This window comes from Microbacterium sp. MYb66 (genome assembly GCF_002979435.1).
Taxonomy (GTDB): domain Bacteria; phylum Actinomycetota; class Actinomycetes; order Actinomycetales; family Microbacteriaceae; genus Microbacterium.
Window position 1 is genome coordinate 260,100 of record NZ_PCOV01000004.1, and the last position, 26,325, is coordinate 286,424.

Annotated in this window: 28 protein-coding genes and 2 tRNA genes; 12 read left to right on the plus strand and 18 right to left on the minus strand. The window is 68.3% G+C overall.

Features of this window, described 5'->3' with window-relative positions; genetic code table 11:
- Position 1: 1 nt before the first annotated feature.
- Together CQ045_RS11280 and CQ045_RS11285 are read right to left on the minus strand one after the other, a co-directional pair.
- Positions 2-1,711, minus strand: coding sequence for a helicase-associated domain-containing protein (locus CQ045_RS11280; RefSeq protein WP_105723692.1), 1,710 nt, complete (start codon positions 1,709-1,711; stop codon positions 2-4).
- Positions 1,712-1,721: 10 nt separating this feature from the next.
- The gene (locus tag CQ045_RS11285) at positions 1,722-1,997 is read right to left on the minus strand and encodes a multidrug ABC transporter ATPase (RefSeq protein WP_105723694.1); all 276 of its coding nucleotides are present in this window, start codon (positions 1,995-1,997) and stop codon (positions 1,722-1,724) included.
- Positions 1,998-2,115: 118 nt separating this feature from the next.
- Between CQ045_RS11285 and CQ045_RS11290 the strand changes: the two genes are divergently transcribed.
- Both CQ045_RS11290 and CQ045_RS11295 read left to right on the plus strand, forming a co-directional pair.
- Complete coding sequence (locus CQ045_RS11290; RefSeq protein ID WP_105723695.1) at positions 2,116-2,496, plus strand: cold-shock protein; 381 nt, start codon at positions 2,116-2,118, stop codon at positions 2,494-2,496.
- Positions 2,480-3,055 carry a DUF3027 domain-containing protein gene (locus CQ045_RS11295; RefSeq protein WP_105723697.1) on the plus strand — a complete coding sequence of 192 codons (576 nt, stop codon included), beginning with the start codon at positions 2,480-2,482 and terminating at the stop codon, positions 3,053-3,055. The genes CQ045_RS11290 and CQ045_RS11295 overlap by 17 nt, the downstream gene beginning before the upstream one ends.
- 10 nt (positions 3,056-3,065) lie before the next feature.
- On the opposite strand, the gene serC is transcribed toward CQ045_RS11295, so the two are convergent.
- Positions 3,066-4,178, minus strand: a complete 1,113-nt coding sequence (gene serC, locus CQ045_RS11300; RefSeq protein WP_105723699.1) for a phosphoserine transaminase — start codon at positions 4,176-4,178, stop codon at positions 3,066-3,068.
- A 101-nt stretch (positions 4,179-4,279) separates the two neighbouring features.
- Here serC and CQ045_RS11305 point away from each other — a divergent pair, with 101 nt between their 5' ends.
- From CQ045_RS11305 to CQ045_RS11315, 3 genes are all read left to right on the plus strand, one after another.
- The gene (locus CQ045_RS11305; RefSeq protein WP_105723701.1) at positions 4,280-4,981 is read left to right on the plus strand and encodes a metal-dependent transcriptional regulator; all 702 of its coding nucleotides are present in this window, start codon (positions 4,280-4,282) and stop codon (positions 4,979-4,981) included.
- A 360-nt stretch (positions 4,982-5,341) separates the two neighbouring features.
- On the plus strand, positions 5,342-6,076 hold the full coding sequence (locus tag CQ045_RS11310) for a M23 family metallopeptidase (RefSeq protein ID WP_105723703.1): 735 nt from the start codon (positions 5,342-5,344) through the stop codon (positions 6,074-6,076).
- A gap of 310 nt (positions 6,077-6,386) precedes the next feature.
- Positions 6,387-6,884, plus strand: coding sequence for an HNH endonuclease (locus CQ045_RS11315; protein ID WP_029262732.1), 498 nt, complete (start codon positions 6,387-6,389; stop codon positions 6,882-6,884).
- Positions 6,885-6,933: 49 nt separating this feature from the next.
- Here the strand turns inward: CQ045_RS11315 and CQ045_RS11320 are convergent.
- From CQ045_RS11320 to idi, 9 genes are all read right to left on the minus strand, one after another.
- Positions 6,934-7,006, minus strand: a tRNA-Arg gene (locus tag CQ045_RS11320).
- A 40-nt stretch (positions 7,007-7,046) separates the two neighbouring features.
- Positions 7,047-9,233 carry an MMPL family transporter gene (locus tag CQ045_RS11325; RefSeq protein WP_105723706.1) on the minus strand — a complete coding sequence of 729 codons (2,187 nt, stop codon included), beginning with the start codon at positions 9,231-9,233 and terminating at the stop codon, positions 7,047-7,049.
- 36 nt (positions 9,234-9,269) lie between these two features.
- Positions 9,270-10,163 carry a prenyltransferase gene (locus CQ045_RS11330; protein ID WP_105723709.1) on the minus strand — a complete coding sequence of 298 codons (894 nt, stop codon included), beginning with the start codon at positions 10,161-10,163 and terminating at the stop codon, positions 9,270-9,272.
- Positions 10,163-10,507, minus strand: coding sequence for a lycopene cyclase domain-containing protein (locus CQ045_RS11335; protein ID WP_105723711.1), 345 nt, complete (start codon positions 10,505-10,507; stop codon positions 10,163-10,165). The genes CQ045_RS11330 and CQ045_RS11335 overlap by 1 nt, the downstream gene beginning before the upstream one ends.
- Complete coding sequence (locus CQ045_RS11340; RefSeq protein ID WP_105723713.1) at positions 10,504-10,851, minus strand: lycopene cyclase domain-containing protein; 348 nt, start codon at positions 10,849-10,851, stop codon at positions 10,504-10,506. Before CQ045_RS11340 ends, CQ045_RS11335 begins: the two co-directional genes overlap by 4 nt.
- A complete protein-coding gene (gene crtI / locus CQ045_RS11345) occupies positions 10,851-12,449 on the minus strand; it encodes a phytoene desaturase family protein (protein ID WP_105723715.1) in 1,599 nt (532 codons plus the stop codon). The genes CQ045_RS11340 and crtI overlap by 1 nt, the downstream gene beginning before the upstream one ends.
- Positions 12,446-13,354: a squalene/phytoene synthase family protein gene (locus CQ045_RS11350; RefSeq protein ID WP_105723717.1), complete on the minus strand. Its 909-nt coding sequence runs from the start codon at positions 13,352-13,354 to the stop codon at positions 12,446-12,448. Before CQ045_RS11350 ends, crtI begins: the two co-directional genes overlap by 4 nt.
- The gene (locus CQ045_RS11355) at positions 13,351-14,433 is read right to left on the minus strand and encodes a polyprenyl synthetase family protein (protein WP_105723719.1); all 1,083 of its coding nucleotides are present in this window, start codon (positions 14,431-14,433) and stop codon (positions 13,351-13,353) included. Before CQ045_RS11355 ends, CQ045_RS11350 begins: the two co-directional genes overlap by 4 nt.
- A gap of 3 nt (positions 14,434-14,436) precedes the next feature.
- Positions 14,437-14,958, minus strand: coding sequence for an isopentenyl-diphosphate Delta-isomerase (gene idi, locus CQ045_RS11360; RefSeq protein WP_105723721.1), 522 nt, complete (start codon positions 14,956-14,958; stop codon positions 14,437-14,439).
- A gap of 75 nt (positions 14,959-15,033) precedes the next feature.
- Here idi and CQ045_RS11365 point away from each other — a divergent pair, with 75 nt between their 5' ends.
- Positions 15,034-15,684 (plus strand): MarR family winged helix-turn-helix transcriptional regulator, encoded by a 651-nt coding sequence (locus CQ045_RS11365; protein WP_105723723.1) that lies wholly within the window; start codon positions 15,034-15,036, stop codon positions 15,682-15,684.
- 33 nt (positions 15,685-15,717) lie between these two features.
- Here the strand turns inward: CQ045_RS11365 and CQ045_RS11370 are convergent, their stop codons facing one another.
- From CQ045_RS11370 to CQ045_RS11380, 3 genes are all read right to left on the minus strand, one after another.
- The gene (locus CQ045_RS11370; protein WP_105723725.1) at positions 15,718-16,062 is read right to left on the minus strand and encodes an Lsr2 family protein; all 345 of its coding nucleotides are present in this window, start codon (positions 16,060-16,062) and stop codon (positions 15,718-15,720) included.
- 78 nt (positions 16,063-16,140) lie between these two features.
- On the minus strand, positions 16,141-16,998 hold the full coding sequence (locus tag CQ045_RS11375) for a LuxR C-terminal-related transcriptional regulator (RefSeq protein ID WP_105723727.1): 858 nt from the start codon (positions 16,996-16,998) through the stop codon (positions 16,141-16,143).
- 134 nt (positions 16,999-17,132) lie between these two features.
- The gene (locus tag CQ045_RS11380) at positions 17,133-17,645 is read right to left on the minus strand and encodes a methylated-DNA--[protein]-cysteine S-methyltransferase (RefSeq protein ID WP_105723729.1); all 513 of its coding nucleotides are present in this window, start codon (positions 17,643-17,645) and stop codon (positions 17,133-17,135) included.
- 230 nt (positions 17,646-17,875) lie between these two features.
- Between CQ045_RS11380 and CQ045_RS11385 the strand changes: the two genes are divergently transcribed.
- Together CQ045_RS11385 and CQ045_RS11390 are read left to right on the plus strand one after the other, a co-directional pair.
- Complete coding sequence (locus CQ045_RS11385) at positions 17,876-21,544, plus strand: ATP-binding protein (protein WP_181156541.1); 3,669 nt, start codon at positions 17,876-17,878, stop codon at positions 21,542-21,544.
- Positions 21,537-21,743 (plus strand): hypothetical protein, encoded by a 207-nt coding sequence (locus CQ045_RS11390; protein ID WP_105723733.1) that lies wholly within the window; start codon positions 21,537-21,539, stop codon positions 21,741-21,743. Before CQ045_RS11385 ends, CQ045_RS11390 begins: the two co-directional genes overlap by 8 nt.
- 102 nt (positions 21,744-21,845) lie before the next feature.
- Here CQ045_RS11390 and mscL read toward each other — a convergent pair whose 3' ends face one another.
- From mscL to CQ045_RS11405, 3 genes are read right to left on the minus strand one after another with little or no spacing between them, the layout of a single operon-like run.
- Entirely contained in the window at positions 21,846-22,268 is a 423-nt protein-coding gene (gene mscL, locus CQ045_RS11395; RefSeq protein WP_105723735.1) for a large conductance mechanosensitive channel protein MscL, read from the minus strand.
- A gap of 24 nt (positions 22,269-22,292) precedes the next feature.
- Positions 22,293-22,565 (minus strand): FmdB family zinc ribbon protein, encoded by a 273-nt coding sequence (locus tag CQ045_RS11400; RefSeq protein ID WP_105723737.1) that lies wholly within the window; start codon positions 22,563-22,565, stop codon positions 22,293-22,295.
- 15 nt (positions 22,566-22,580) lie between these two features.
- Positions 22,581-23,177 carry a 5-formyltetrahydrofolate cyclo-ligase gene (locus tag CQ045_RS11405; RefSeq protein WP_105723740.1) on the minus strand — a complete coding sequence of 199 codons (597 nt, stop codon included), beginning with the start codon at positions 23,175-23,177 and terminating at the stop codon, positions 22,581-22,583.
- Between the two features lie 41 nt (positions 23,178-23,218).
- On the opposite strand from CQ045_RS11405, the gene galU reads away from it, so the two are divergent.
- From galU to CQ045_RS11425, 4 genes are all read left to right on the plus strand, one after another.
- Entirely contained in the window at positions 23,219-24,106 is an 888-nt protein-coding gene (galU, locus tag CQ045_RS11410; RefSeq protein ID WP_105723742.1) for a UTP--glucose-1-phosphate uridylyltransferase GalU, read from the plus strand.
- A 43-nt stretch (positions 24,107-24,149) separates the two neighbouring features.
- Positions 24,150-24,761 (plus strand): GNAT family N-acetyltransferase, encoded by a 612-nt coding sequence (locus CQ045_RS11415; protein WP_105723778.1) that lies wholly within the window; start codon positions 24,150-24,152, stop codon positions 24,759-24,761.
- A 93-nt stretch (positions 24,762-24,854) separates the two neighbouring features.
- Positions 24,855-25,700, plus strand: a complete 846-nt coding sequence (locus CQ045_RS11420; RefSeq protein ID WP_105723744.1) for a hypothetical protein — start codon at positions 24,855-24,857, stop codon at positions 25,698-25,700.
- Positions 25,701-25,752: 52 nt separating this feature from the next.
- Positions 25,753-25,825: transfer RNA gene (locus CQ045_RS11425), tRNA-Ala, on the plus strand.
- Positions 25,826-26,325 lie beyond the last annotated feature (500 nt).

Here is a 26,325-nt window from a genome sequence, read left to right on the forward strand (position 1 = left end):
CCTACGGCGCGACGATCGTGGCTGTGAGGATGCTCGACACCGGGAGCGTGCGCTCGACATCGGCAGCCCGATCCCGTCCACGGAGTCTGCCGCCGCCGATCCCCGTCGCCTCCAGGAGCAGCTCTCGTGTGGAGCCGTCCGGCATGCCCACCGTTACCTGGAGGACGGACTTCGCACGCACGGCTGCTTCGAGCTCGCGATCGAGCCAGGCAGCATCGGCATCCGGTCCCTGGTGAGAGCGGAGCCGCGTGATCAGGGGAGCGAGGTCTGAGGAATCCGTGCTCGGAAGCGGCGCAGGCGGCGCCGGGTGCCGCTCGCGCACGAGGAGCGCGCCGTCGGCGCCCACGAGCGTCGCCGGGTACCGGGCATCGGTCAGCGCCCAGTACACGGTCTCGCGGCCGACCCGGGTGGTGAGGGAGTCGACGTGCGTGCTGAGCGCGAGCGGGCGCAGCGACTGGTCCACCGCCATCGCCTGGATGAGGTGCGGGTCGGAGCTCTCGATGCGTGTGCGGCCGGTCTCGTCGTCGGTGGAGACACGGACCAGACCGTGTCGTTGTGCGGTCTGCGCGATCAGGTAGCTGAGCGGCTGGGGGATGCCCGTGAGCGAGATGGAGCCCAGGAACTCGAGGATCGAATGTTCCGTCTCACCTGCCACGAATGCGTGCGCCACGGACTCCGAGGTGAATCGGTACGACGAGGCCTGCGCCGCGGACTCGCGGGCGGCGATCGTGCGCAGCCGCACATCCAGGGCAGGCTCCAGCGGCCCGGGGGCGATCGCCGTGAGGTCGTTCTGCAGGAAGATCCGGTCGACTTCGGCCGGGAGCAGTCGTACGAGCGCGCCGGCATCTGCGGGGTCCCCGCGGCGCAGATCCGCAGCCCATTCCGGTTCGGTGCCGTCCTCCGCGATCAGGCCGAGGAGGCGCGCACCCTCCTGCAGGGTGCGCGACCGATCTGTCCAGGTCGGATCCCAGGGGTGCGCGAGCGGCCAGGTCTGCGGAGGGGTCCATCCGCCGGTCTCCGAACGGACGCCGCGAGGAAGGGAGTCGCGGAAGGCGGTCGCCAGCACGATCCATCGATCGGCGGCGGAGGCCCGCAGCCAGTCCTCCGCCGACTGGCTCGAGCGCAACCGGCGGTCGGCGGCGACGGCGAGTCCGGCCTGCAACGCGATCGCCGCGAGGGTGTCGACGATCTCCGCGGAAACACCGGCTTCGGCGAGTCGACGTTTCTCCCCGGCGCTGACGCCTCCTCCGGTCAGCAGTGCGAACGGGCTCTCCCTGGCGAGGAGGAGCAGGTCGGCGAGAACGGCGACCGTGGTGAAGGCGCGCTCGGCCGCGTGCGCTGACTCCGTCTCCGAGGACGGGGGAGCTGCCTCCGACGCGGAAGGCTCCGACGCCGTGCGCCCTGCGATCGCGACATTCACCGGCGGGTACGGTGAGCCGTCCTGTCGCAGCAGAGCGAGTGCGGTCAGCTGCTCCCGCTCGCGGCCCGCTCCGTCGCCCGCTGCCGCAGAGAGCAGAGCCGTCGCCTCCGATGCCGTCAGGGAGGGGAGGACCCGCGCCAACGACATCGGGTCGAGAAGAGCCTCTGCGGCGTCGAAGAAGTCCTTCCACGCCGCATCGGGTCGCACGCCTCGCGCGGCGAACAGGCGGAGGAGGTCGTCATCGCTCGCCGCCGCCAGCCAATCCGCCAGCGGTCGCGCGTGAGTGCTCATGGCCGATGCCTCAGGAACGCGAAGACGCGCGGCCCTTCCGGATGAAGCTCATCGTCAGGAGCGCGATGATCATGAGGAACGCGATCGGAAGGCCCCAGTAGGGGATCGCGGCGACGATCGGCCACACTCCCTCGCCGAACGCGGACTGATCCATCCCGAGACCGGTTCCGATGATGATGGCGAAGAAGCACACCACGGATGCCGCGGCGATTCCGAGCGCGGAGAACGCCAGGATGCGATCCAGCCGGCGGACGGGAACCTCCGGTTCGGTATTCTGCGTGCTCATCCGTCTCAGCCTACTCGCACCCCGACCTTCGATTCCGCGCGCCCCACGACCGGTAGGCTGAGAGCACGCGCATGAGCGCGTCAACCGTTCTGCACATCGATCCCAGCGAGGTTCTCCCATGCCCACCGGCAAGGTCAGGTTCTACGACGAAGACAAGGGTTTCGGCTTCATCGCCAGCGATGACGGCCAAGACGTCTTCCTGCACGCCTCTGCGATGCCCGCGGGTACCGCAGTGAAGGCAGGTGCGCGCGTGGAGTTCGGCGTGGCCGACGGCAAGCGGGGGCTGCAGGCGCTTTCGGTGCGCGTGCTCGAGGCGCCGCCCAGCCTGTCGAAGGCCAAGCGCAAGCCCGCGGATGACATGGCGATCATCGTCGAAGACCTCGTGAAGCTCCTCGACGGCATCGGCGGGGATCTCCGCCGCGGACGCTACCCCGCCTCCGGACACGGCCGCAAGATCGCGGCCGTCCTGCGGAAGGTCGCTGATGACCTCGAAGCCTGACGCCGACGCGCGTCTCATCGACGCCCACGATCTCGCACTGGCCGCACTGGGCGAGATCACTCCGGCGTCCACGATCGGACCGGCAGCCGGCTATCTTCCGGAAGAGGACGGCTCGGTGTCGTTGCGATTCGGGAACCGGCTCGCCGGCTACCCCGGGTGGTACTGGACCGTCACGGTCGCACGGGTCGAAGACGAGGAGCCGACGGTCCTCGAGATCGAACTCCTGCCCGGTGACGGTGCGCTCCTCGCGCCGGAATGGGTGCCCTGGGCCGAGCGTCTGGCGGAGTATCGCGCGCATCAGGTCGAGCTCGCCGAGGCGGCCGCTGCTGCCGACGATGGTGGAACCACCGACGGCGATGCTCTGGACGATGTGCTCGACGACGACGATCTCGACGACGATGACGACCTCGAAGACGGCGAAGCGGACATCCTGCACGCCGGCGACCTCGATGGCGTCGACATCGATGAGCTCGACGACACCGTCGACGAAGACGACCTGGAAGACGACGACGCCGACGACCTGGATGAGGACGCCGGCGAGGTCGACGAGGAAGAGTGACCGCGGGCGCTCAGGCGCTCAGGTTCTCCAGCACGTAGTCGAGCGAACGGGTCAGCTGGCGCACGTCGTCCGGCTCGATCGAGACGAACGTCGCGACGCGCAACTGGTTGCGACCCAGCTTGCGGTAGGGCTCCGTGTCGACGATGCCGTTGGCCCGAAGCGTTTTGGCGATCGCTGCGGCGTCGATGCTGTCGTCGAAGTCGATCGTCGCGACCACGGGTGAGCGGTGCGCCGCGTCCGCGACGAACGGCGTCGCGACGGAAGAGGCCGCGGCCCAGTCGTACAGCACCGCGGAGGACTCGGACGTCCGCGCCGCGGCCCAGGTGAGGCCGCCGTTGTCGAGGATCCAGCGCAGCTGGCTGTCCAGCAGGTGCAGCGTGGTGAGCGCCGGGGTGTTGAGCGTCTGATTGAGCCGGGAGTTGTCGACGGCGTTCTTCAGGCTCAGGAACTCGGGGATGTAGCGCCCGGACGCCGCGATGCGCTCGATGCGCTCGATCGCGGCGGGGGACACCGCGGCGAACCACAGGCCGCCGTCCGAACCGAGGTTCTTCTGCGGGGCGAAGTAGTAGACGTCGGCCTGGTCCGCGTCGAAGTCGATGCCGCCGGCGGCGCTCGTCGCGTCGATGACGGTCAGCGCGCCCTCGGCGTCGATGCGGCGGACGGGAGCCGCGACGCCGGTCGAGGTCTCGTTGTGGGGCCAGGCGTACACGTCGACACCCGGTACGGGCTCTGCGACGGTGAGGGAACCGGGCTCCGCCTTGCGCACATCGGGCGCCTCGAGCCAGGGGGCACCGGCCGCGGCGGCGAACTTTCCGCCGAACTCGCCGAAGACGAGGTTCTGGCTGCGACGTTCGATGAGGCCGAACGCCGCGGCGTCCCAGAACGCGGTGGAGCCGCCGTTGCCCACGAGGATCTCGTACCCCTCCGGGACGCGGAACAGAGCGGCGAGCTGCTCGCGCACACTGCCGACGAGGTTCTTCACGGGCGCCTGCCGGTGGGACGTGCCGAGGATCGACGCTCCCGAGGCGACCAGCGCCTCGAGCTGCGCGGGGCGCACCTTCGAGGGGCCGCAGCCGAAGCGGCCGTCAGCGGGCAGGAGGTCACGGGGAATCTCGATCGCCATGGGTCGATTCTAGGGGGCGTCCGGCAGGGCGCCGGACCGGCTTCGGATCCGATGTCGGTCCGGGAATGTAGGCTTGCCTAAGAACCTCGGAGGGCCTGCACATGACCGATCTGATCGACACCACGGAGATGTATCTCCGCACCATCCTCGAACTCGAGGAGGAGAACATCGTGCCGCTGCGCGCGCGCATCTCCGAGCGCCTCGGCCACTCCGGCCCGACGGTCTCGCAGACCGTCGGGCGCATGGAGCGCGATGGCCTCGTCATCGTCTCGGAAGACCGCACGCTCGAGCTCACCGACGCCGGGCGCCGCAAAGCCGTGAACGTGATGCGCAAGCACCGTCTCGCGGAGCGCCTGCTGTCCGACGTCATCGGACTCGATTGGGCGTTCGTGCACGAAGAGGCCTGCCGCTGGGAGCACGTGATGAGCGAGCAGGTGGAGCGTCGCCTCGTCGAGCTCCTCGGGCATCCCACCGAATCGCCGTACGGCAACCCGATTCCCGGACTCGACCAGCTCGGGGATGTTCCCGCGCGCACGTTCGACGAGGGCGTCATCGGCCTGGTCCAGCGTCTGAACGCGGCGGGCGAGCCCGTCGAAGGCACGGTCCGGCGCCTCGCCGAGCCCGCGCAGGTCGACCCCGAGCTCCTCGAGCAGTTGCGCGACGCCGGCGTCGTTCCCGGCGCACACGGCGACTTCCGCTTCAGCGAGGGCTACGTCCTCATCCAGATGGACGGCAAGGAGGACGGGCTCGAGCTTCCCGTCGAACTGGCATCGCACATCTTCCTGGTGGGCGAACCGGCCTGATCCGCCGGGAATCCGGGGCAGGATGCCGGTGCGTGGGTGTGCCGGCTGCGCCCTCCCCGACGATTGTCAGGTTCGCAGGGTGACATGATCGTTATCTTCCGGTAGCCTCGGTCAAGTCCTCGGCGAAGAAGCCCGCTGAGGATGAACCCGCGAAGATCGCCTTCCAGGCTCGTCGTCTTCACGGCAGGAACGCACAAAGTACCCGAGCTACATTCGTGCCACGAGAGCAGAGTGCCGACGAGCCAGCGCTACCCGAACAGCGCGAGGGCCCAGGAGGACCACGTTTTGGCCGCAGACATCGAACCGCCCGCGAAGAAGACATCTGAAGACCGAGTACCAGCCCGCCGGACCGGCGCGCGCGTGGGTGCTCGAAAGGCCGTCAAGCCACTCCGATCCATCGCCATCTTCGGGGCAGTCGGTGCACTGGTCGCGGGAATCGCGCTCCCCGCGTTCGCGTCGTCGAAGCCGAGCGAAGCCGCCCCCACGACGTTGCAGCAGCTCGCCGCCGTCGACGCGCAGTCACTCGTCGTCGCCTCGCAGGCAACGGCCGCGCCTCTGAACCGTGGCACGTTCAGTGCGACGACTCCGGAAGAGGTCGCGAAGAAGAAGGCCGAGGAGGCCGCGGCCGCTCGCGCCGCTGCGGCATCGACGGCATCCGCCCGCTTCAACACTGCGGGGTACGCGCTCACGTCGCCGGGATCCGGCGAGGTGCGATACCCGCTTCCGATGGGTTCCTGGAACGTCAGCCGCACTGTGGGCGGTGGCCACAACGGTGCCGACATGCTCGCTCCGGCCGGTACCCCGATCTATGCCGCCGCCGCGGGTGTCGTGCGCGCCTCTGCCGAGAGCATCGGCGGCTACGGCGTGTGCGTCATGCTCGACAGCGTCGTCGGTGGTCAGCGCGTGCAGACCACCTACGGTCACATGATCTACGGGTCGCGCCAGGTGCAGGTCGGCCAGACGGTCTCCGCCGGACAGCTGATCGGCTACGTCGGCAGCACCGGGCGATCGACCGCCAACCACCTCCACTTCGAGGTCTGGATCAATGGCGGACTCGTCGAGCCCATGTCGTGGCTCTCGGTCAACGCCGGCTGACTTTCCGGACACGCTCCCCGCCATTCACCCGCCGTTGGGCCTCGTACCCAGCGCGATGGGTTAGCCTGATCCCGTTGTCGTACAGGTGGGAGAGGCTGATGGAGCGAATACCGACCATCCGAACCATGGATGCCCTCGGTCGTCACGTCCTTCTGCATAGCCCGCGGGGAAGCCACGGCGTTGCCGTGCGCGAAAGGCGCTGTCTTTAGACGGCGCCTTTTTTCGTCCCCACGATCGCTCTGCCACCTGCGCGACCTCGTGTGAGTCGAGAGTGCCGGGAAGCCGTCCCGGCGGATCGAGAGGATGACGAATGCGCACACTGGTCCTGAATGCCGGATACGAGCCACTCGCGATCGTGTCGTTCAAGCGAGCCCTGGTGCTCGTGATGAATGACAAGGCGACCGTGATCGAACGCGTGGAGGATGACCCCGTCTGGGGTACCCACGGCGTCTACGAACGCCCGGCGGTCATCATCCTCGCCCGGTACGTCCGGGTTCCGACGAGCAGACGAGTGCCGGTGACGCGGCGAGGTGTGCTGCGGCGCGACAACCATCGTTGCGGCTACTGCGGCAAAGCAGCGTCGACGATCGATCATGTGCTGCCGCGTTCGCGTGGGGGAGCGGACTCCTGGGAGAACCTCGTCGCCTGCTGCCTGCGCTGCAACAACGTCAAGAGTGACCGCACTCCCCAGGAGATGCGGTGGCAGTTGCGCTTCACCCCTCGACCTCCGCACGGAACCGCGTGGACCGTCCGCGGGACCGAGCGCAGCGATCCGCGGTGGGAGCCGTACTTGGCGCTTGCCGCCTGAGACGTGCTGAAGGGGAGCCACCCTCGGGCGGCTCCCCTTCAGCACGTCGTGCCCTCGACAGGATTCGAACCTGCGACCTGCCCTTTAGGAGAGGGCTGCTCTATCCCCTGAGCTACGAGGGCGTGCGTCCAGTCTAGGCGACCGACCGCACGCCCCTGCGTCTCAGTCCTCGCCGCGCCTCCACAGCTTCGAGGGCCACCAGATCGCCTTGCCGATGTCGTAGGTCAGCGCGGGAACCAGCAGCGAACGGACCACGAACGTGTCGAGCAGCACCCCGAAGGCGACGATGAACGCCAGCTGCACGAGGAACAGGATCGGGATCACCGAGAGCGCGGCGAACGTCGCCGCCAGGACGAGCCCCGCAGACGTGATCACGCCGCCCGTGATCGAGAGTCCGCGCAGGATCCCCTCGCGCGTGCCGTGTGCCTTCGACTCCTCCCGGACCCGGGTCATCAGGAAGATGTTGTAGTCGATGCCGAGGGCGACGAGGAATACGAAGCCGAAGAGCGGGACGGCCGGGTCGGCTCCCGGGAACGCGAAGATCCCGTTGAAGACCAGAGCGGACACCCCCATCGCCGTGCCGAAGGAGAGCACTGTCGTGAGGATGAGCAGCACCGGTGCGAGGATCGAGCGCAGCAGGAGCATCAGGATGAACATGATCACGACGAGGATGACCGGGATGATGAGGTTCCGGTCGTGGATCGACGCGTCGTTCGTGTCGATCGAGGTCGCGGTGACACCGCCGACGAGCGCATCCAGGTCGCCGAGCTCGCTGCGGAGCTCGCGCACGGTCGATGCTGCGGCATCCGAATCCGCGGCATCGGTCAGAGTGCCCTGCAGGAGCACGTCGCCGTCGACCGTGGTGGGGTCGGGCGCGGGACTGCCGGGTGCACCGATCGCCGTGATGCCGTCTTCGGTCACAGGAGCCGTACCGCTGGGGGAGTCCGCGGCGGTCACCGACACAGCGTCCACGCCCTCGTTCGCCAGCAGGACGTCGGCCGCGTCCTGCAGCTGATCCTCCGCGACGACCACGTACACCGGGCTTCCTGATCCGCCGGGGAAATGCTCGCCCAGAGCCACCTGACCGTCGCGTGCCTCGGATGCTCCCAGGACGAGGTCGGACTGCGGCACGCCGTTCGCGTCGAGCTGTGTGATGCCCGCCGCCCCCGCCAGCAGAACGAGGGTCGTCACGATCCAGATCGCTCGTGGGCGACGCTTGATGAGACCCGCGAGCCGTGCCCACAGCCCCGTCGTGCGCATGCCGTGCTCCGCGGCGACGACCTCCGGCTCGAAGTGCGGGCGTCGCGGCCAGAACACCGCGCGGCCGAAGAGCAGCAGCAGTGAGGGGAGCAGCGTCAGCGCGGAGAGCATCGCGAACACGATGCCGATCGCGGCGACGGGTCCGAGGGTGCTGTTCGACTTCAGGTCGCTGAGCAGCAGGCACAGGAGTCCTGCGATCACCGTGCCGCCGGAGGCGACGATCGGTTCGACGGATCCCTTCCACGCCGCCAGGACAGCGACGCCCTTGTCCTGCGAGACGCGCAGCTCCTCGCGGAAGCGCGCGACGAAGAGCAGGGCATAGTCCGTGGCCGCACCGATGACGAGGATGAACAGGATGCCCTGTGTCTGCCCGCTGAGCAGCAGCACTTCGAACTTCGCGAGCCACCACACCACCAGGAGCGCCACGCAGAGGGCGAAGAGGCTCGTCGAGAGAACGACGAGGGGCAGCAGGAATGAGCGGTAGACGAGCACCAGGATCACCAGGACGGCGAGGAGAGCGACGCCGAGGAGAAGTCCGTCGATGCCGGCGAAACCTGCGACCAGATCCGCGCTGAACCCGGCCGGTCCGGTGATGTAGACCGTGATGCCGTCGGGGACGGCGGCGCGCAGCTCATCGCCGAGAGCCGACGTCGCATCGGCGAGCTCGGCATCGGAGTCGATGGGGATGAACGCCTGGACGGCTCGTCCGTCTTCCGAGGGGAGAGCCGGTGACACGTCGTCCCCGATCCCCTCCACGGTCGGTGCGTCGGCGACGGCATCCGAGATCGCATCGAGATCCGACGCGGTGAGCTCCTCTTCGGACGTGAAGACCGCGATCGCCGGGATCGAGTCGCTGTCGTTGAAGTCGCCGAGGAGCTGCTGCACCTGGGTCGCATCCGCCGACTCGGGGAGATACGTCGTCTGCTCGTTGGAGGAGACCTCGTCGACCTTCCCGAACAGCGGCCCGCCGAGCGACGCACCCACCAACCACACGAGGATCAGAGCCACGGGGAGGAAGACGCGCACCCAGGAGCGGCGACGCGAACGCTCCCTGGTCGGCGGAGTCGGCGTGGGATCGGGGCGGGACATCGGATTCCTTTCGGAGGGACGGCTGCGGGGAGGAGGTCAGGAGACCCACGCGAGGATGAGGATCATCGTCGCGAGGAAACCGGCGAAGTAGTTCAGGGCGATGAAACGTCGCCAGGCGCGGTTCGTGGAAGCGGAGGTGTCGTCCGTGACGTTCCACCACGGAGCCGCGTTCAGGATGTACGGCAGCGCGAGGGCGGCGGCGAGCGGTCCGGGCCAGGGCGTGAGGAGCATCGCCGCCCCCGCCACGACCCACAGCGAGAGCGACAGGCGCACGGTCGTCCGTGCGCCGATGACCGTCGCGATCGAAGAGATCCCGCCCTCGCGGTCCGGGCCGATGTCCTGGACGGCACCGAATGCATGGGCGGCCATCCCCCAGAGGAAGAAGGCGCCGAGCGTCAGTGCCGCGCCGGCGGTGACCGGGGAGCCGGCCAGCGCGAGGCCGACGATCGCGGGGCTCACGAAATGCGTGCTCGAGGTGATCGAATCGAGGAAGGGCCGCTCTTTGAACCGCAGTACGGGAGCCGAGTAGGCGATCACCGCGAAGACGCTCACCGCGAGCCAGAACCACGACGCAGGGTTCCCGACGATCACGAGGTAGACGAGGAACGGAACGTTCGTGACGGCGGCCGCCCAGAGGGTCGCCCGATGGATGCGGGGAGCGAGGAGCGCGCCCTCGATTCCGCCCTTGCGGGGATTCGCCAGGTCGGAGGCGTAGTCGAAGACGTCGTTTATCCCGTACATCGCGAGGTTGTAGGGGATGAGGAAGTACAGGGTGCCGATCACCAGGGTGATGTCGAGCTCGCGTGTGCTGAGGAGGTAGGCCGCTGCGAACGGGAAGGCGGTGTTGATCCAGCTGATCGGCCGCGACGAGAGCACGATCTGCGCGAGGTCTCGCCGCAGCGACGAAGCCGGAGAGGAAGCGGAGCTCATCAGCTCTCCTCGAGCTGGTCGGGAGAACGGCGGTCCTGCGTTCGCCGCCGCGCCCTCATCGCCGCCCACAGTGCGGGGAGGAGCAGGGCGCCGGCGAGCGGGTAGGCGAAGTCTTCGATGGGGGCCAAGCCGATGTGGAGGCCGAGGAGCGGGTCCTGGGCGTAGTGGAAGAGGCCGCTGGCGATCATCACGGTGTCGAACACGGCCGTGAGCAGGAACAGCACGATGATTGTGAGCAGCACGGCGAGGGGCGAGGGCCCCCGGCGACGGGAGGCGAGTGTCAGCACGACCCCGCCGACGGCAGCCAGGACGAGGAAGCACGCAGCGAGCTGGACGTAGGTCATGAGCGACCCCCCTGCGTGCGGCGCTGCTTCCGTCGCTGCGAGAGCAGGCGCACGGATCCGGTGTAGATCACCATCGTGCAGACCACGAGGAAGAGCAGGAATACCGGTTCTTCGATGGGCAGCTCGGGCGCGAGAACCAGTCCGGTAGCGATCGCCGCGTCTCCTCGGAGGAAGATGCCGTTGACGATGCCCGCGATGTCCCAGACGAGGAAGAGTACGAGGCCGACGGCCGTCACCACGAGGGCCGACACCGCGTCGCGCCAGAAGAACAGGCGGAATCGCCAGTCGAGCAGCAGCATGCAGCCCAGGGACACGAGGAGGGCGACCAGATACACCGCGCCCATCAGGAGTGCTCCGCCCCGGCAGACGGTGCGGGATGCGGCAGTGGGCCGGGGGAATGGTCGCCGCGGATCCGCTTGAGGACGATCTCCGCGCTGATCAGGCACATCGGAACGCCGACGCCCGGAGCGGTGGTGGCTCCGGCGTAGTAGAGACCCCGTACGCGGCGAGATGCGTTCTGTGCGCGGAACATCGCGCTCTGCGAGAGGATGTGGGCGGGGCCCAGCATCCCGCCTCGCCAGGAACGGTAGTCGTCGCGGAAGTCCGCGGGACCCTTCGTCTCGCGCACCACGATGCGTTCGCGGAGGTCGGGGATGCCCGCCCAGCTCGAGATCTGGTCGATCGCGGCGTCCGCCGCGCGTTCGATCGCATCGGACCCCGCGCCGTCGGGCCCACCGTGCCCGAGATCGACGTCGGCCGGCACGGGGACGAGCACGAACAGGTTCTCGTGATCGGCCGGGGCGACATCCGGATCGGTGGCGCTCGGGCGGCACACGTAGGTCGATGCCGGGGCGGGAACGGAGGGTGACCGACCGAAGATCGCATCGAAGTTCGCGTCCCAGTCGTCCGTGAAGAACAGGGAGTGATGGGGGAGCTCGGGCAGCGCGCCCCGCACGCCGAGCATCACGAGCACGCCACCCGGTCCGCTGGTCCGCCGCGCCCACCAGCTCTCGGGATACGACTGCAGGGAACGGGGAAGCAGGGACGTCTCGGTGTGATGGAGGTCCGCCGCGGAGACGACGATGTCGGCGCTCTCGACGTGTGAGTCGCCCGCCTCGTCGACCCAGCCGACACCGGTCGCGTGGGTGACGCCGTCGGCATCCTGCGTGCGGATGCCGGTGACATCGGCCCCGGTCACGATCCGTGCTCCGGCGTCGCGCGCGAGCGCTTCGATCTGCTCGACCACGCGCCAGAAGCCTCCCTGCGGATAGCTGACGCCCTGGTCGAGGTCGAGTGCACTCATCAGGTGGTACATCGCCGGAGCGCTCCGTGGATCGGTGCCGAGGAAGACGGCCGGGTATCCGAGGATCTGGCGCACCACCGGATGCCGGAAACGGCGTGCCGCGAAGGATTGGAGCCGCGTGCCGAGCAGTGCGGACAAGCGGGGGAGCGCACGCAGCACCTCTGGTGCGAAGAGCGATCGCATCCGGGTGAACGGGTTGTAGAGGAAGTACTTCTGCGCCATGGTCCCGGCGTGCTGCGCGGAGTCGAGGTAGGAGTCGAGCGCGCCGGTCGAGCCGGGCTCCAGCGACTCGAACAGCCGTGTGACCTGGTCTCGGCCGGCAGGCACGGTCACCGGGCCTTGCGCGGCATCCGTCGACTCGGGGGAGCGGAACACCCGATACCCGGGATCGAGACGGGTGAGGTCGAGCTGCTCCTCGGTCGTCGTGCCCATCATCGCGAAGAAGTGGTCGAAGACCTCGGGCATGAGATACCAGGACGGACCGGAGTCGAAGCGGAAGCCGTCGCGTTCGATCGTCCCGGCTCGTCCGCCGACGCGCTCGTTCTTCTCGAGGACGACGACCTCATGTCCATCGCGTGCGAGCAGGCCTGCGGTCGCCAGGCCGGCGACGCCTGCGCCGATGACGACGACGCGGCTCATCGGTCGCGTTCCATCGCCGTGACGACGACCGCCCGCCCGGCGAGGACGGCCTTGACGGGGTCGGGGACGCGCACACGTCGTCGGTAGAGGGTCTCGGCTGGCGTCTTCGCCACACGACGGGTGAGCGCGGCGAACAGAGCCAGGGCGCTGCGCACTGCGGCACGTGCGTCCTTGGGCAGCAGAGGGATCGCGGCGCGGGCATCGGCAAGCTGCCGGAAGACCGTGTCGACCCAGGCATCGCGATCGGCGTCCGTCAGGCGCTCGGAGCCACCGAGGTAGCCGCGCTGCAGACGATCCGTGTCGTCAGCGAGATCGCGAAGGAAGTTCACGTTCTGGAAAGCGGCGCCGAGCTGGCGTGCACCGCGGCGGAGGGTTTCGAGTTCAGCGGGCGTGCGCTCGGCCTCGCGCAGGAACACCTGCAGGCACATGAGGCCGACGACCTCGGCGGAGCCGTAGACGTAGGCGGCATGTGCGTCGGCGTCATAGGCCGCGAAGTCGGCGTCTTCGGCGATGTCGGCGCGCATGGAGTCGAAGAAGGGAACGGTCAGCTCCTCGCTGATCCCGCATTCGCGGGCGGTGCGGGCGAAGGCGTGCAGGATCAGGTCGCTGCTGTACCCGCTGCGCATCGAGCGGTGGGTCTCGGCGACATAGGAGTCGAGAGCCGCGGACTGCGCCGCGACGTCGAGCCCGGCCTCGGCCGCCACCCCGTCGACGATCTCATCGGCGATCCGCACCATGGCGTAGATGTTGCGCACGTGCTGACGATGGCGCTGCCCGAGCAGACGCGTCGCGAGTCCGAACGAGGTCGAATAGGTGCGGATGACATCCGTGGTGGCGATCTCGGCCGTGCGGTTGAAGCGCCTGAGAGCGCCCTGGTCGGAGCGGCCTCCGCGGTTCTCGGTCATCCGTTGCGGCCCTCGATGCGAGCAGCGAGCGTGAGGATCGTGCGGCCGGCTGCTGCCGACAGGTTCCCGGCGGCCTCGGCCTCGGCGAGCACGGCCGATGCGGCCCTGAGCTGCTCCTCCACGAGGCCGCGCACGAACCGTTCAGCGCCGCACTCGGTCAGGCGATCCCGCATGTCGGAGGCGTCCGCTGCGCTCAGGTCCGCCGTGCCGAAACGCAGCTCGATGCTCGGCCAGTGACCGGTCATCCGCGCATAGGCGATGATCGCGGTCTCCTTGCCTTCGCGAAGATCCGAGAAGGCGTCCTTGCCGTGCTCGGAGGGGTCGCCGAACACCGAGAGCAGGTCGTCCTGAAGCTGATAGGCCAGCCCGAGGTGTCGACCGATCTCGGTGAGACTCGTTTCGGCGGCCGGCGAGGCGCCCGCGAGCACCGCAGCCGCACGCAGGGGCAGCACGAAGGAGTACGTCGCGGTCTTGTACGCACTCGTGTCGAGGATCGTCCGCAGATCGGGGGCGATGACCCCGTCGCTCAGCGCGATGTCCGAGTGTTCACCGGCCACCGTCTCGAAGATCGTCTGTTCCAGCAGGGAGAGCAGACGTTCACGGGTGTCGGGGGAGGCATCCGCGCGGGCGAAGCCGAGAGTCGCCGAAGCCAGGAGGAGGTCGCCGAGCAGGATCGCGCTCGAACGCGCCCAGTGCAGGATGGGTTCCTCCGGCTCGGCCGCGTGCCGAGCGACGAGGGATCCGATGAGGTTCGGGCGGCGGCGGCGGATGAGATCGCCGTCGATGACGTCGTCGTGCAGGAGGAAGGCGAAGTGGAGCATCTCGACGTCCACCGCGACCCCGATGGCCCGTCGAGCCTCTTCATCGGACAGGGTGGACGGCGCCAGCGCTCCCAACAGATCCAGGAGCAGTCGAGGGCGCACGAGCTTCCCGCCGAGGGCGTGCTCCGCCGCGTACTTCCACAGCGCGACGAACTCGGTGCCGTAGCGCTCGGCGGCGGCCGTCTGTTCTGCGAACCGGAGGCGCAGGGCCTCTTCGATCCGCGTCCCGAGACCTTCCGCCGTCGCCGTCGCGGTCATGGCTCAGACCTCGCCGAGGCGACGGAGCAGCGGCAACTGCTCGACGAGCCACGGGCTGAATGCGAACGGGGCGCCGGCGACGGCCTCGACGAGAGCAGACACCTCGGTCCAAGCCCATTCCGCCACTTCTTCGGGATCGGCGGAAGGGTCCCCGTCGACGATCGCGACGTGCACGGGGCAGATCTCGTTCTCGACGATGCCGCTGGCGTCGACGGCCCGGTAGCGGTAGTCGGGAAGGACGAGGCGGATGCTGTCGAGACGGATGCCGAGTTCGTCGTCGCCGCGTCGTCGGACGGCCTCCTCCATGTCCTCACCGGGGCGGGGATGGCCGCAGAAGCTGTTCGTCCACACTCCGGGCCACGTGCGCTTGGAGAGCGCGCGGCGGGTGACGAGCAGTCGGCCCTGCTTGTCCAGGAGATAGCAGGAGAAGGCCAGGTGGAGCGGGGTGTCGGTGGTGTGGACCTCGCTCTTGGGCAGGACTCCGACGGCGGTCCCGTCTTCGGCGAGGAGAGTCACGTCGTCCATGGCATCCTCTCGAGCCTTAGCTAACTTGGTGAGTAATCAACTTAGCATGAAACTGTTCGTGTGTAACATGATCGCATGGACACCGCGCGCGGCACCACCCCGCTCACGGGCGCGCATGACTCGCGCCCGCAACAGGGGAGCGCAGAGGACTCGGAGAAGTCCACGCCGGACGGCCTGAGCCATGCGGCGATCTACGACGTCGAGGCCAGCGATCCGCGCAGCACCCTGATCGACAGGACGGGCGTCCCGCCCGAGGACCTGCGGCAGATCGCCGTGCTGATGGGCGCACTCGGGAGCCTCCGCGACGCGGAGCAGCGGCTGTCTCAGGCCTCCCGCCGCTACATGCAGCTGAACGAGACGGACATGCGGGCGCTGCACTACCTCATCGTGTGCGCGAACCGTGAACTGGTTGCGACGCCGAGCGGTATCGCTCATCACCTCGGGGTGTCGACAGCGGCCACGACCAAGCTCCTCGACCGCCTGGAGCGCGGTGGGCACATCAGACGCGCACCGCATCCCACAGACCGGCGGGCGCTCGAGATCACGATCACTCCGGAGACCAGGCACGCGGCCATGGAGACCGTCGGGCGGCAGCAGGCGAAGAGGTTCTACGCCGCGGCGCGGCTGACGCCCCTGGAGCGCGATGTCGTGATCCGATTCCTCACGGATATGACCGAGGAGATCACATTGCGCGACGAGCCCTGGCTGCCGAAGGCCGACGTATAGTCCTTCGCCATTCTTTCGCCGAGTGGGATCAGATCAGTGCGCGGCGTTGTACGCCTCGACGATCGGCGCGGGAATGCGCCCACGCTCAGAAAGGGTGTAACCGTTCTCGTTTGCCCAGGCGCGGATGGAGGCCACCTCAGGGTTCCGCGCCGGCCTTTTGCGGGGAGCGGAAGAACGCGCGGTGCTGGCGGAGCCGGCTCGACGTCCCGCAGAGATATAGGGTTCGAGCGCCTTGCGCAATTCCTCCGCATGCGCTGCGTTCAGATCGATCTCATAGGAGGTGCTGTTGAGTGAGAAATGAACTGTCTCACCTTCGCCGACTTCCAGGACGCTGCCATCGATATCGTCGACCAGCTGATGCACAATTCGTCTCGCCATGGAAATGACTTTACCTTCCTGGCCGAATTGCGACAAGACCACGAATTGCGAGGCGAAACAATTCAATTCGGAGGAATGTCAGGGGAGAAGCCCCGCACGGCGCGCGCGGGTCACCGCGGCGTGGCGAGTGGATGCATCGAGTTTCGACATCGCTGTGCCGAGATAGGCCTTCACCGTGCCTTCGCGCAGGCCGAGCTGCGCCGCGATCTCCGCGTTGGTCGCCCCCAGGGCGGCGCAGGCGAGGACATCGGTCTCGCGGCGAGACAGGTGGACGGTCGGTACCGGCCCTGTCGTGGTCGGCACCGGGCTGCCGGCCAGTGCCACCAACCGCCGTTCGACCTGGGCGATCCGCGCACGGATCTCGGCATCTTCCACCGCGGCCGCGATGCTGCGGAGTTCGGCGAAGCTCTCCCGCAACTCCTCGCGCTGAGCCGGTGCGACGGTCTCGCTCCCGGGGGACTTCGTCTGGAGCCGACGCTGCACCTCGTCGCGGATGCGGAGTTCGTCGGCGACCGATTGCGCCACCTGCATGGCGGGAGCTGTGGTCACACCTCCGACCTGCTCCTCATCCCATCCGCCGGCGTAGAGGACGCCACGAGAGCGGCCGTGCACCACGATCGGCAGCGCGAGGAGAGTGCGCAGTCCTTCACCGAGGACGAAGACGTCGTAGTCATGCGTGATCTGCTGGGACGAGCCGTAGTCACTCGTCATCCGGGGCCGGAGCTCCATCATCGCCCGCCCGCCGAGTCCGCGTTCCGGGCGCACCCGCAACCCATCCAGGGAACGAGTGCGGGCACCGACGATGCTGGTCACGCTCACGACGCCCTCTTCGATGAGCCCGCCGAAGGCCACGGGAAAGCGAGTTCGCCTGGCGAGCTCGCGCACCGCATTGGCGACGAGATCCGCCTCGGATTCGACGGGGGCTGGTGAACTCACGGGTACCTGCTTCCGGGGTGACGGCTGCGTTCCCCGATTCGTAGCGTCGACGATATCACTGCGATATCGCGCCGCGTTCACAGGCGTGGACCCGGCGGCCTACACGCCGGATCCACGCCCTTTCTCCGGGCGGTTCAACCCGCCTCGAGATCGAGTAGGAACCGCTTGCGCTCGGGGTGGGCGCCATAGTGTCCCGGTGTGCCGTCCGACCGAACGACGCGATGCACGGGCACGATGATCGAGAACGGAGTGAGTCGGCACGCCGTGCCGACGGCACGCGCCGCACCGGGGTGGCCCGCGAGGACGGCGACGTCTCCGTAGCTCATCGTCTCCCCCCATGCGATGGAGGAGATCGTCTGCAGGGCGGTGCGGTGAAACCCGTCAACGAGTCGCCAGTCGAGTCGGATGTGATCCTCGAAGCGGACCGGCTCGCCGTCGAAGTAGTCGGCGAGAAGCTGTGCGAGTTTGTCGGCGGCGCCGACCTCATGCTCCGGGACGGCGTGAAGCTGGCGGGTGACGCCTTCGAGAAGCCAGGGCACGAGCGGATCCTCGGATTCGGACAGGTCGAATCGCACGATGCCCTCGTCGGAGAACACCGCGAGCGCATCGCCGAAAGGAGTCGGGGCGAAGTCGTAGCGGAAGGTCATGGCACCATACTGACCGTCCCGATCGCGCTCGGGATGCCGGTGCCCCGCGCTCGGTGGACAACGTGGCCGGAGCGAGAGTGCGGTAGGACGAGTGCGCGTCGGCCGCCCCAGCGCGGGAATTCGGCGGAAACCCGCCCGGGTTACCCGCGAGGATGCGGTCGCGCGCCTAGGGTGTCAGTGTGTGGCGACGTGAAGACAAGTCTGCGGATGACACAGCAGCGGAAGCTGCTGTGCCGCTCGGCGATCTGCACGAGAGCACGACGGGCGTCGACATCGCGCACGCGGCGGAGGCCGAGCGCACCCGCCTGCGGGCGGAGGCGGCGGATCTCGGCGGCCCCTCGCCGTTGACCAGCTTCCGCGACAGCCCGGAGTCGGGCATCGACATCTCCAAGGCCCATCCCGGCAGCCTGCCGCAGTTCATCACCGGGAAGTCGACGCTGCTGTCGAACCTCTTCCGCGATGAGGTGGGGCTTCGCACGGCGCGCATGGCGGCCGAGCGGATCACCGCCAAGAACACAGAACTGCGCACCGTCCGTGGGATCGAAGCGGTGCACCTCGCCGTCGGAGTCGCCCGGTGGCGCATCGGCGGCGCGGGGTTCGCTGCGCCGGTGCTCTTGCGCCCACTTGCGATCCGACGTCACCACTCCGACTTCGAGCTCAAGCTCCAGGGCGCGTTCGAAGTGAATCCGGAGCTCGTCCGCATCGCGCGCGAGCACTTCGGTCTCTCGATCGATGCCGCGGCGCTCGCCGCCCTCGCCTACGACGGCGGTATCTTCAAGCCGCAACCCGTGATCGACAGCCTGCGCGCGATGTCACGCTCGATCGACACCTTCTCCGTCGAGCCGCGATTGGTGGTCTCGACCTTCGCTGACGTGTCCGGTGTGATGTCCCGTGACGGCGGAAGCCTCGATCATCAGGTACTGAACGCGCTCGGGGGTCACGTGGGCGACCGCGAGCGGGTGACCGCTCCTCGGGCGATCCCGCACCACACCGGTCCGGATGACCGTGCCCCGGCATCCGACAACCTCCTTCTCGACGCGGATGCCGAGCAGGAGGCCGTGCTCGCCCGCATCGCCGCAGGACACTCCCTCACCGTCGCGACCCTTCCGGGTACCGGCGGGACGCAGACCGTGATCAACGCGCTCGGCGAGCTCGTGCGTGGTGGCAAGCGCGTCCTCGTCGTATCGGCACGGCGCTCAACGCTGGACGGGGTGCGTCACCGCCTCGCGGGGATCGGGCTCGACAGCCTCGCGATCTCTCCCGCGAGTGTGCGCCGCGACCTGGTGAGGGCGATCGGGCGGAACGAGAAGGCAGCAGCACCCAAGGTGAGCGAGGTCGACGACGCGCTGGTGCGCCTTCGCACCGTCCTCCGCGACTACCGTCAGGCGCTCACTTCGCCGGTGGCGGGCATGAACGCATCGGTGCTCGACGCGACGCGGCATCTCACGAGGCTGGCCTCCCTGCCGGTGCCTCCGACGACCACTGCTCGACTGGGGCCCGATGCTCTGCGCCGTCTCGCCGCCGATCGCAGCGAGGCCGCGGAGGCGCTCGCGCAGGCCGCCCGTCTGGGGGAGTTCCGGTTCGGGCCCGACGATTCCCCCTGGTACGGGGTGACCTTCCCCAGCACCGAAGCAGCTCGCGCCGCTCATGAGCTCGCGGGGCGCCTGCACTCCGACAGCGTCCCCGCGCTCCTCGAGCGCGGCTACGAGCTGATCGCGCAGACGCACATGCGGCCGTTCGCGACCATCGATGAACTCGGCGAATACCTGCGCCTGCTGCAGGGCATCCGGGACTCGCTCGATCGGTTCAGCCCCACGGTGTTCGAGCGCCCGCTCGGCGAGCTCATCCAGGCGCACGGATCACGCCGTGACGCTCCCGGCCTCTCGGGTGCGAACAGGCGGCGACTGCGTCGCCTCGCGAAGGAGTACGTCCGCCCCGGCGTCCACGTCACCGAGATGCACGAGGCCCTGCTGAGGATCCAGACCCAGCGCACCCAGTGGCAGCGTTGTGTCGAGGCCGGTGTCGCGCCGGAGATCCCGCTCGGTCTCGCCGACGTGCACGTGGCCTGGCAGCGTGTCGAAGCCGAACTGGCCGAGCTCGATGTGGCTCTCGGTCGCCGTGAACCACTGGCATCGCTGCCGGTCGCGCGCCTGGTGCGCACGCTGGCCGGCCTCGCCGCCAAGTCCGACGTGTTCGAGAACCTCGTGGAGCGCGCGCAGTTGCGTGATCGGCTCGCACTCCTCGGGCTCGAGCCTCTGCTGGCCGAGCTCTCGGTCCGCCATGTGTCCGAGTCGCAGGTGGGGGAGGAGCTCGAGTTCGCGTGGTGGCAGTCGCTCCTCGAGCGGGCCCTGCAGGACAATCGCGCCCTTCTGGGCGCGAACACCGCCGTGGTCGACCGCCTCGAGCGGGACTTCCGGCTGGTCGACGAGGCGCACGCCGCCATGGCGGGGCCGTTGCTGGCCTGGCAGCTCGCCAATCAGTGGCGGATCGCGATCGTCGACGAGCCTCAGCAGTCGCAGCATCTGCGCCGCGCGCTGACGCAGACCGCGACGACGACCGCGCAGGTCGTGAGCGCGGCGCCCACCCTCGTCGATGTCCTGGCACCCGTGTGGATCTCCTCGCCCTACCTGGTGCCGGAGATCCCCGAATCCGTCGAGTTCGACACGGTACTTCTCGTCGATGCCGCCGCGATCAATCTCGCTGAGGCCGCCCCCGCGATCCGGCGGGCTCGCCAGATCGTGGCGTTCGGCGACCCCGTGACCCAGCGTCCGACTCCGTTCCACATCGCCGTCGACCCTGACGAATCGTGGGAGGCCGAGGTGCCGTTCGACGATGTCTCGGCGTTCGAGCGGCTCTCCGAGCTTCTGCCCGTGATGACCCTGACCCGCAGCTATCGCGCCGGGGGTGAGGACCTCGCAGAGCTCATCAACGACGCGTTCTACGGCGGCGAGATCGTGTCGCTGCCCTGGGCTGGCTCGTACCTCGGTCGCGGCAGCCTCACGGTCGACTACGTGGAAGGCGGGACGGGCGCGCCCGACCCTGTTTCCGGCGCGGTCGAGAGTCCTGATGCCGAGGTCGCGCGCGTCGTGACCCTCGTCGTCGAGCATGCCGTCCACCGTCCGGCCGAGTCCCTCATGGTCGTCACCGCGAGCGCGCGTCATGCCGAGCGCGTCCGAGCCGCTGTCACGTCGGCCTTCGCCGGTCGCTCCGACGTGGCGGACTTCGTCGGCCGAGACACGGCCGAGCCCTTCGCCGTCCTCACGCTCGAGGAGTCGGTCGCCGAGAGCCGTGACCGCGTGATCTTCTCGCTCGGCTACGGCCTCACCAAGCACGGCCGCGTCCTGAGCGACTTCGGAGATCTCTCCACTCCGGACGGGGAGCGCCTGCTCACCGTCGGGATGACGCGAGCTCGTCGTTCCATGGTTCTCGTCTCGTCGATCCGCCCCTCCTCGTTCGATGACGGACGCCTCGAGCACGGAGCGGCCACGCTGATGTCGATCCTCGGGGGTCTTGCCGCGCGCAGCAGGGATGCTCGTCTGGAAGACCTGGCCGACCCGCTGACCCTCGCTCTGGCGCGAGAGCTGCGGCGTCTGGGAGCATCCGTCGACGTGGACTATCGAGGACTGCTGCCGCTGGTCGCACAGCACGGCGGCAAGGCGGTCGTGATCGAGCCCGACCCCGAGTCGCGGGGCGAGTCTCTGCGCGAGACACTGCGGTTGCGTCCGCATGTGCTCCGTCGCCTCGGCTGGCACTACGTCCGCGTGCATGCTTTCGATCTCTACAGCGATCCGGTGACGGCGGCGTCGCGGATCGCCGCGGTGCTGGGCATCTCCGAGTCCGCGCCGCGGGCGGAGAACGACACCCAGCCCATCGACATCGTCGACACGCAGAATGACTGACGAGTCCGACACTCCAGCGTCTCGCCAGCGGGTCGTGCGGGTTCCCGGCTCTCGGCGTGCCCGCCTGACACCGGTGCCCGGGAGCGATCCGGAGCCGGAGTCCGGTACGGGCGATCCGACGGCTCCGGCCGTGCGTGCGAAGGGCGTCAAGGGACCGAATGACGACCAGCTGATCCAGGACGTGCCCCCGCACTACTGATCGTGCATTTGCCGGCGCACCCGTCGGTCAACGGTCAGCGCAGCAGAAACGCACGGCTCCTCCGAAGAGGAGCCGTGCGTCTCTGGGTGCGGAAAGAGCTGGTCAGGCTCCGCGCTGGGCCTTCAGCAGGTCACGGATCTCGACGAGCAGCTCGGCCTCGGTCGCTGCGGCCGGCTCTTCCTCGGGCTCCTCGGCGGGCGTGCCCTTGCGGGCCTCGACGTGCGCCTTGAAGGTGTTCATCGGCAGCACGAAGACGAAGTAGACGACGGCGGCGACGGCGAGGAAGCTGATGATCGCCGTGATCAGATCGCCGATCGGGAACATGACCGTCTCGCCGTAGATGTTCGGCACCGGGATGCCGAACTCGCCGGCGGCGTCCGCCTTGAGGAAGAGCGAGATGAGCGGGTTGATGATGCTGTTGACGACTGCCGTCACGATTGCGGTGAAAGCGGTACCGATGACCACAGCGACCGCAAGATCGATGACGTTGCCGCGGAGCAGGAAGTCCTTGAAACCTTTGAGCATGGGAACCCCCAGTAGATCAGGGCCTCACGAAGAGGCCGGCGTCGACGCAGCTGCCGGTTTGGCGCTCGTCGTCGATTCCGTCTTCGATGATGCCGAAGCATCCTTCGTTCCACCGGATTTGGCGCGCGAGTCCGTGCGATAGAAGCCGGATCCGTTGAAGGTCACGCCGATCGAGCCGTACTGCTTGCGCAGCTCGCCGCCGCACTCGGGGCACACCGAGAGCGCATCCTCGGAGAAGCTCTGCACGGCATCGAACTGGTGCCCGCAAGACCTGCAGGCATAGGCATAGGTGGGCATCGGGGTCCTTGCGGTTCAGCGTCGCCGAGGCGACAGGGTGAGGGTCTGCGACGGAGTCACGACGCCGTTCACTGGCTGGTCGTGCACCTCCCGCGGAAGTTCGTCGAGTACCTCGGAATCATAGATGACCGCATAGACCGGCGGGCACTTCTCCATCGAACCGATGGTCTTGTCGAAGTAGCCACGACCCCAGCCCATCCGCATCCCGGTGCGATCGACCGCGGCGGCGGGGACGATCATCAGATCCACGTCGTTGACGGCGATCGGACCGAGTACCTCCCCGGTCGGCTCCGGGAGGCCGTGCAACCCCTCGGAGATCTCGTCGTCATCCGTCGCGACGGCCCAGTCCAGCAGCCCGTCGGCGCGCGTCACCGGGAGGAGCACGCGGATGCCGCGTCGCACGGCCCTCGTCACGAAGTCCCGGGTTCCCGGCTCGGTCGTGGTGGAGAGGAAGCAGGAGATCGACCGCGCGCCGAGCTCACCGACCAGGACGTCGAGGCGCTCGCCGATCGCGATGGCCGCGGCCTCGCGCTGCGCGTCCGAGAGGAGCTGGCGTCGTTCGCGGAGCTCGGCGCGGAGTGCGCGCTTCGCGTGTTCGACGTCGTTCGACATGGCTCCGAGTCTACGGCGGCACTCACCGCTAGGCTGGGAGGATGGCCGACCACAAGATCAAAGCCGTCATTCCCGCGGCAGGACTGGGGACTCGATTCCTGCCTGCGACGAAGGCGATGCCGAAAGAGATGCTCCCCGTCGTCGACAAGCCGGCGATCCAGTACGTCGTCGAAGAGGCGGCGGATGCCGGAATCGACGACATCCTCGTGATCATCGGTCGCAACAAGAACGCGATCTCCAACCACTTCGATTCGGTGCCCGAGCTCGAGGTGCGCTTGATGGAGAAGGGCGACACCGGACGACTCGAGCGGGTGATGAAGTCCAGCGACCTCGCCGACATCCACTTCGTCCGCCAGGGCGAGCCGAAGGGCCTCGGGCACGCGGTGCTGCGCGCTCGCACCCATGTCGGGGACAGCTCCTTCGCCGTCCTTCTCGGTGACGACCTCATCGACGAGCGCGACCCCCTCCTCACCGACATGATCGCCGAGCACGAGCGCACCGGCGCCGCGGTGATCGCCCTGATGGAGGTCGATCCGGCCAACATCCACATGTACGGCGCGGCCGCAGTCGAGAAGATCGAGGGATCGGACGCGGTCCGGGTGACCGGACTGGTCGAGAAGCCCGCACAGGAGGACGCACCGTCCAATCTGGCGATCATCGGCCGTTACGTGCTGCCGGCGTCCGTGTTCGAGATCCTCGAGCGCACCGAGCCGGGCAAGGGTGGCGAGATCCAGCTCACGGATGCGCTGCAGGAGCTCGCGACCGATCCCGACGGCCCCGGCGTCGTCGGCGTGATCTTCGGCGGGCGTCGCTATGACACCGGCGACCGTGTCGACTACATCAAGGCGATCGTGCAGCTCGCTTCCGACCGGGAAGACCTCGGCCCCGAGCTGCGGCCTTGGCTCAAGGAGTTCGCGGAACGCCTCTAGGCGACTCTGCGGGCGTCGGTGCGGCATGGATCTGGCGGCGGGAATGCGACACGGACCCATTGAACTGCGGCTCGTCCGGGCCAAGGATGCCCGACCGCTGCAGCACGAGCTGCTCGCGAACCGGTCGTGGCTGCAGCCGTGGGAGGCGACGGTTCCATACGGAGCGGTGTCGTTCGACATGCGGCTCAGCATCCGTCGACTGCTCCAGCAGTACCGGGACGGCTCGGGCTACCCGTTCGTGATGGAGTACGACGGCGAGGTGGCCGGGCAGCTCAACGTGTGGGGAGTCGCGCGCGGCTCGCTGTGCTCGGCGACGATCGGCTACTGGGTCAGCGAGCGATTCGCCGGACGGGGGATCACTCCGACCGCCGTCGCGCTGGCGACGGACGCGTGCTTCACGGAGTACGGACTGCACCGGATGGAGATCTGCATCCGCCCGGAGAACGTCGCGAGTCTCCGCATCGTGCAGAAGCTGGGGTTCCGCTACGAGGGGCTGCGGCGTCGCTACATCCACATCAACGGCGACTGGCGTGATCATTATGCGTTCGCCCTGACGCGCGAGGATGTTCCGCAGGGCGTGCTCGCGCGCTGGCTGAGCGGACAGGTGCCGCCGGATGCCGCGACCGTGCCGCCGTCCGACCGCATTTCGCACTGAACAGCGGCCGTCTCGCGGCGATCCGGGCAGACTCGTCGCGACACGCGCCCTTCTGCACGGCGCAGACACCCTCCAACCCTTAGCGTTGTCGATATGGACGGGCCGGTGCTGAGCGGGGGAGTGATCGTGCTCGTCGCCGTGCTGCTCTGGATGCTCTATCTGCTGCCCTCCTGGCGAGGGCGTTTCCAGTACAACGCCGCAGAACGCAATGCGGTGCGGCTGAATCAGGCCCTTCGCGTCCTGGCCGAGACGAGCGAGACTCCCGGCGAGGTGCGCTTCGAGCTGAACGCCCGCACCGCTTTGGCGCAGCAGAAGTTGGCCAAGCGTGTGCAGTCCGAACGAGAGGCCGCCGAGCTCGAGAAACTCCGTGAAGAGCTCGCGGCGACCAGGGCCGACCCGGTGATCCGTCGTGCCCGTGCCCGCCGACGCGTCCGCATGATCGCGACGAGCACACTCGTGGTCGGTCTCGGCGTCACCGGTCTCGGCATCTGGCAGATCATCGCTGCGGGGAGCTCGGTCCTGGCGTGGATCGGCGGTGCGGTCGTCCTGATCGCCGGCGTCACGCTGCAGCGGATGGCAGCGGTCGCCACTCGCGTCGCGCGCGCCACTCATGTCGTCGCCGCCCCTGCAGTTCCGCGCATCGCTCCCGAGCTGCACGACCAAGGACGGGCGACATGGACGCCGCGCCCGCTGCCGGAGCCGCTGGTGTCCGTGGCTGGATCGCGCGCGCAGGCGGCACAGGCCCAGATCGAGGCACAGGAGCAGCGCCGCAAGGCTGCGAGGGTCGCTGCTCTGCGCGAGCGCGCGGAGCAGATGGCGCCCGAGGCGCCCGTGGCGTTGCCGGCCGCCTCTTCTCCGTACGCGCGGATGGGATTCGTCGACGATGCCGAGATCGAGGCGCACGTCCGCGAACTTCTCTCTCGGCGCGCAGCCGGGTGATCGGCCGCGACGCGGAACGCTCATCCGTCGTGATAGCGTAGATGTCGTTCACGGGCCTATGGCGCAGTTGGTAGCGCGCCTCGTTCGCATCGAGGAGGTCAGGGGTTCGAATCCCCTTAGGTCCACGGAACAGCAGAGCCCCCGGCTAGAGCCGGGGGCTCTCTTCTTTCTCCAGCCACTTTCCGCGGCCTCCCTTCTGGCACAGTCGCCACCGGTGTGCGGAACGACCGACACGAGACGCGCTCGACCTCAGCCGCGGGGCCCGCACATGCTCCGGCGGGTCGGGAAGGAGTGGGTGTGCCTGCGCCATGATGCGGAGACAGGCGCGACACGCCCGGCGGTCAGCCCTGATTTGCCGGATCCCCGGGATCCGCGTAACTTATTACTTGTTCGCCCCAAACGGTTGAGCGGAGGTCCTCGGACCGGCTCCCGTCAAGCATCGAACACCTCCCGAATCCAAGCACTCACAGAGTGAACCGGATGAAGGAAACCGACTCGTTCCCTCGAGCAAGTCGCAGAAATGCGGACTTGACAACGGAAACGAGATCGGTAAGATAGAGAAGTTGCCCTGCGGGCCTGGCTGTGATGGCTGGGTCGTGGGAGCATCCGATCCTTGAGAACTCAA

What these genes read in the sequence shown, in the direction of transcription:
- crtI (WP_105723715.1), bottom strand. Translation starts at nt 12,449, where the DNA reads ATGAGCCGCGTCGTCGTCATCGGCGCAGGCGTCGCCGGCCTGGCGACC.
- CQ045_RS11350 (WP_105723717.1), bottom strand. Translation starts at nt 13,354, where the DNA reads ATGACCGAGAACCGCGGAGGCCGCTCCGACCAGGGCGCTCTCAGGCGC.
- CQ045_RS11355 (WP_105723719.1), bottom strand. Translation starts at nt 14,433, where the DNA reads ATGACCGCGACGGCGACGGCGGAAGGTCTCGGGACGCGGATCGAAGAG.
- CQ045_RS11335 (WP_105723711.1), bottom strand. Translation starts at nt 10,507, where the DNA reads ATGACCTACGTCCAGCTCGCTGCGTGCTTCCTCGTCCTGGCTGCCGTC.
- CQ045_RS11380 (WP_105723729.1), bottom strand. Translation starts at nt 17,645, where the DNA reads ATGACCTTCCGCTACGACTTCGCCCCGACTCCTTTCGGCGATGCGCTC.
- CQ045_RS11290 (WP_105723695.1), top strand. Translation starts at nt 2,116, where the DNA reads ATGCCCACCGGCAAGGTCAGGTTCTACGACGAAGACAAGGGTTTCGGC.
- CQ045_RS11390 (WP_105723733.1), top strand. Translation starts at nt 21,537, where the DNA reads ATGACTGACGAGTCCGACACTCCAGCGTCTCGCCAGCGGGTCGTGCGG.
- CQ045_RS11295 (WP_105723697.1), top strand. Translation starts at nt 2,480, where the DNA reads ATGACCTCGAAGCCTGACGCCGACGCGCGTCTCATCGACGCCCACGAT.
- CQ045_RS11280 (WP_105723692.1), bottom strand. Translation starts at nt 1,711, where the DNA reads ATGAGCACTCACGCGCGACCGCTGGCGGATTGGCTGGCGGCGGCGAGC.
- CQ045_RS11305 (WP_105723701.1), top strand. Translation starts at nt 4,280, where the DNA reads ATGACCGATCTGATCGACACCACGGAGATGTATCTCCGCACCATCCTC.
- galU (WP_105723742.1), top strand. Translation starts at nt 23,219, where the DNA reads ATGGCCGACCACAAGATCAAAGCCGTCATTCCCGCGGCAGGACTGGGG.
- CQ045_RS11340 (WP_105723713.1), bottom strand. Translation starts at nt 10,851, where the DNA reads ATGGGCGCGGTGTATCTGGTCGCCCTCCTCGTGTCCCTGGGCTGCATG.
- CQ045_RS11420 (WP_105723744.1), top strand. Translation starts at nt 24,855, where the DNA reads ATGGACGGGCCGGTGCTGAGCGGGGGAGTGATCGTGCTCGTCGCCGTG.
- CQ045_RS11365 (WP_105723723.1), top strand. Translation starts at nt 15,034, where the DNA reads ATGGACACCGCGCGCGGCACCACCCCGCTCACGGGCGCGCATGACTCG.
- CQ045_RS11405 (WP_105723740.1), bottom strand. Translation starts at nt 23,177, where the DNA reads ATGTCGAACGACGTCGAACACGCGAAGCGCGCACTCCGCGCCGAGCTC.
- CQ045_RS11315 (WP_029262732.1), top strand. Translation starts at nt 6,387, where the DNA reads ATGCGCACACTGGTCCTGAATGCCGGATACGAGCCACTCGCGATCGTG.
- CQ045_RS11400 (WP_105723737.1), bottom strand. Translation starts at nt 22,565, where the DNA reads ATGCCCACCTATGCCTATGCCTGCAGGTCTTGCGGGCACCAGTTCGAT.
- CQ045_RS11415 (WP_105723778.1), top strand. Translation starts at nt 24,150, where the DNA reads ATGCGACACGGACCCATTGAACTGCGGCTCGTCCGGGCCAAGGATGCC.
- idi (WP_105723721.1), bottom strand. Translation starts at nt 14,958, where the DNA reads ATGGACGACGTGACTCTCCTCGCCGAAGACGGGACCGCCGTCGGAGTC.
- mscL (WP_105723735.1), bottom strand. Translation starts at nt 22,268, where the DNA reads ATGCTCAAAGGTTTCAAGGACTTCCTGCTCCGCGGCAACGTCATCGAT.
- CQ045_RS11370 (WP_105723725.1), bottom strand. Translation starts at nt 16,062, where the DNA reads ATGGCGAGACGAATTGTGCATCAGCTGGTCGACGATATCGATGGCAGC.
- CQ045_RS11330 (WP_105723709.1), bottom strand. Translation starts at nt 10,163, where the DNA reads ATGAGCTCCGCTTCCTCTCCGGCTTCGTCGCTGCGGCGAGACCTCGCG.
- CQ045_RS11285 (WP_105723694.1), bottom strand. Translation starts at nt 1,997, where the DNA reads ATGAGCACGCAGAATACCGAACCGGAGGTTCCCGTCCGCCGGCTGGAT.
- serC (WP_105723699.1), bottom strand. Translation starts at nt 4,178, where the DNA reads ATGGCGATCGAGATTCCCCGTGACCTCCTGCCCGCTGACGGCCGCTTC.
- CQ045_RS11325 (WP_105723706.1), bottom strand. Translation starts at nt 9,233, where the DNA reads ATGTCCCGCCCCGATCCCACGCCGACTCCGCCGACCAGGGAGCGTTCG.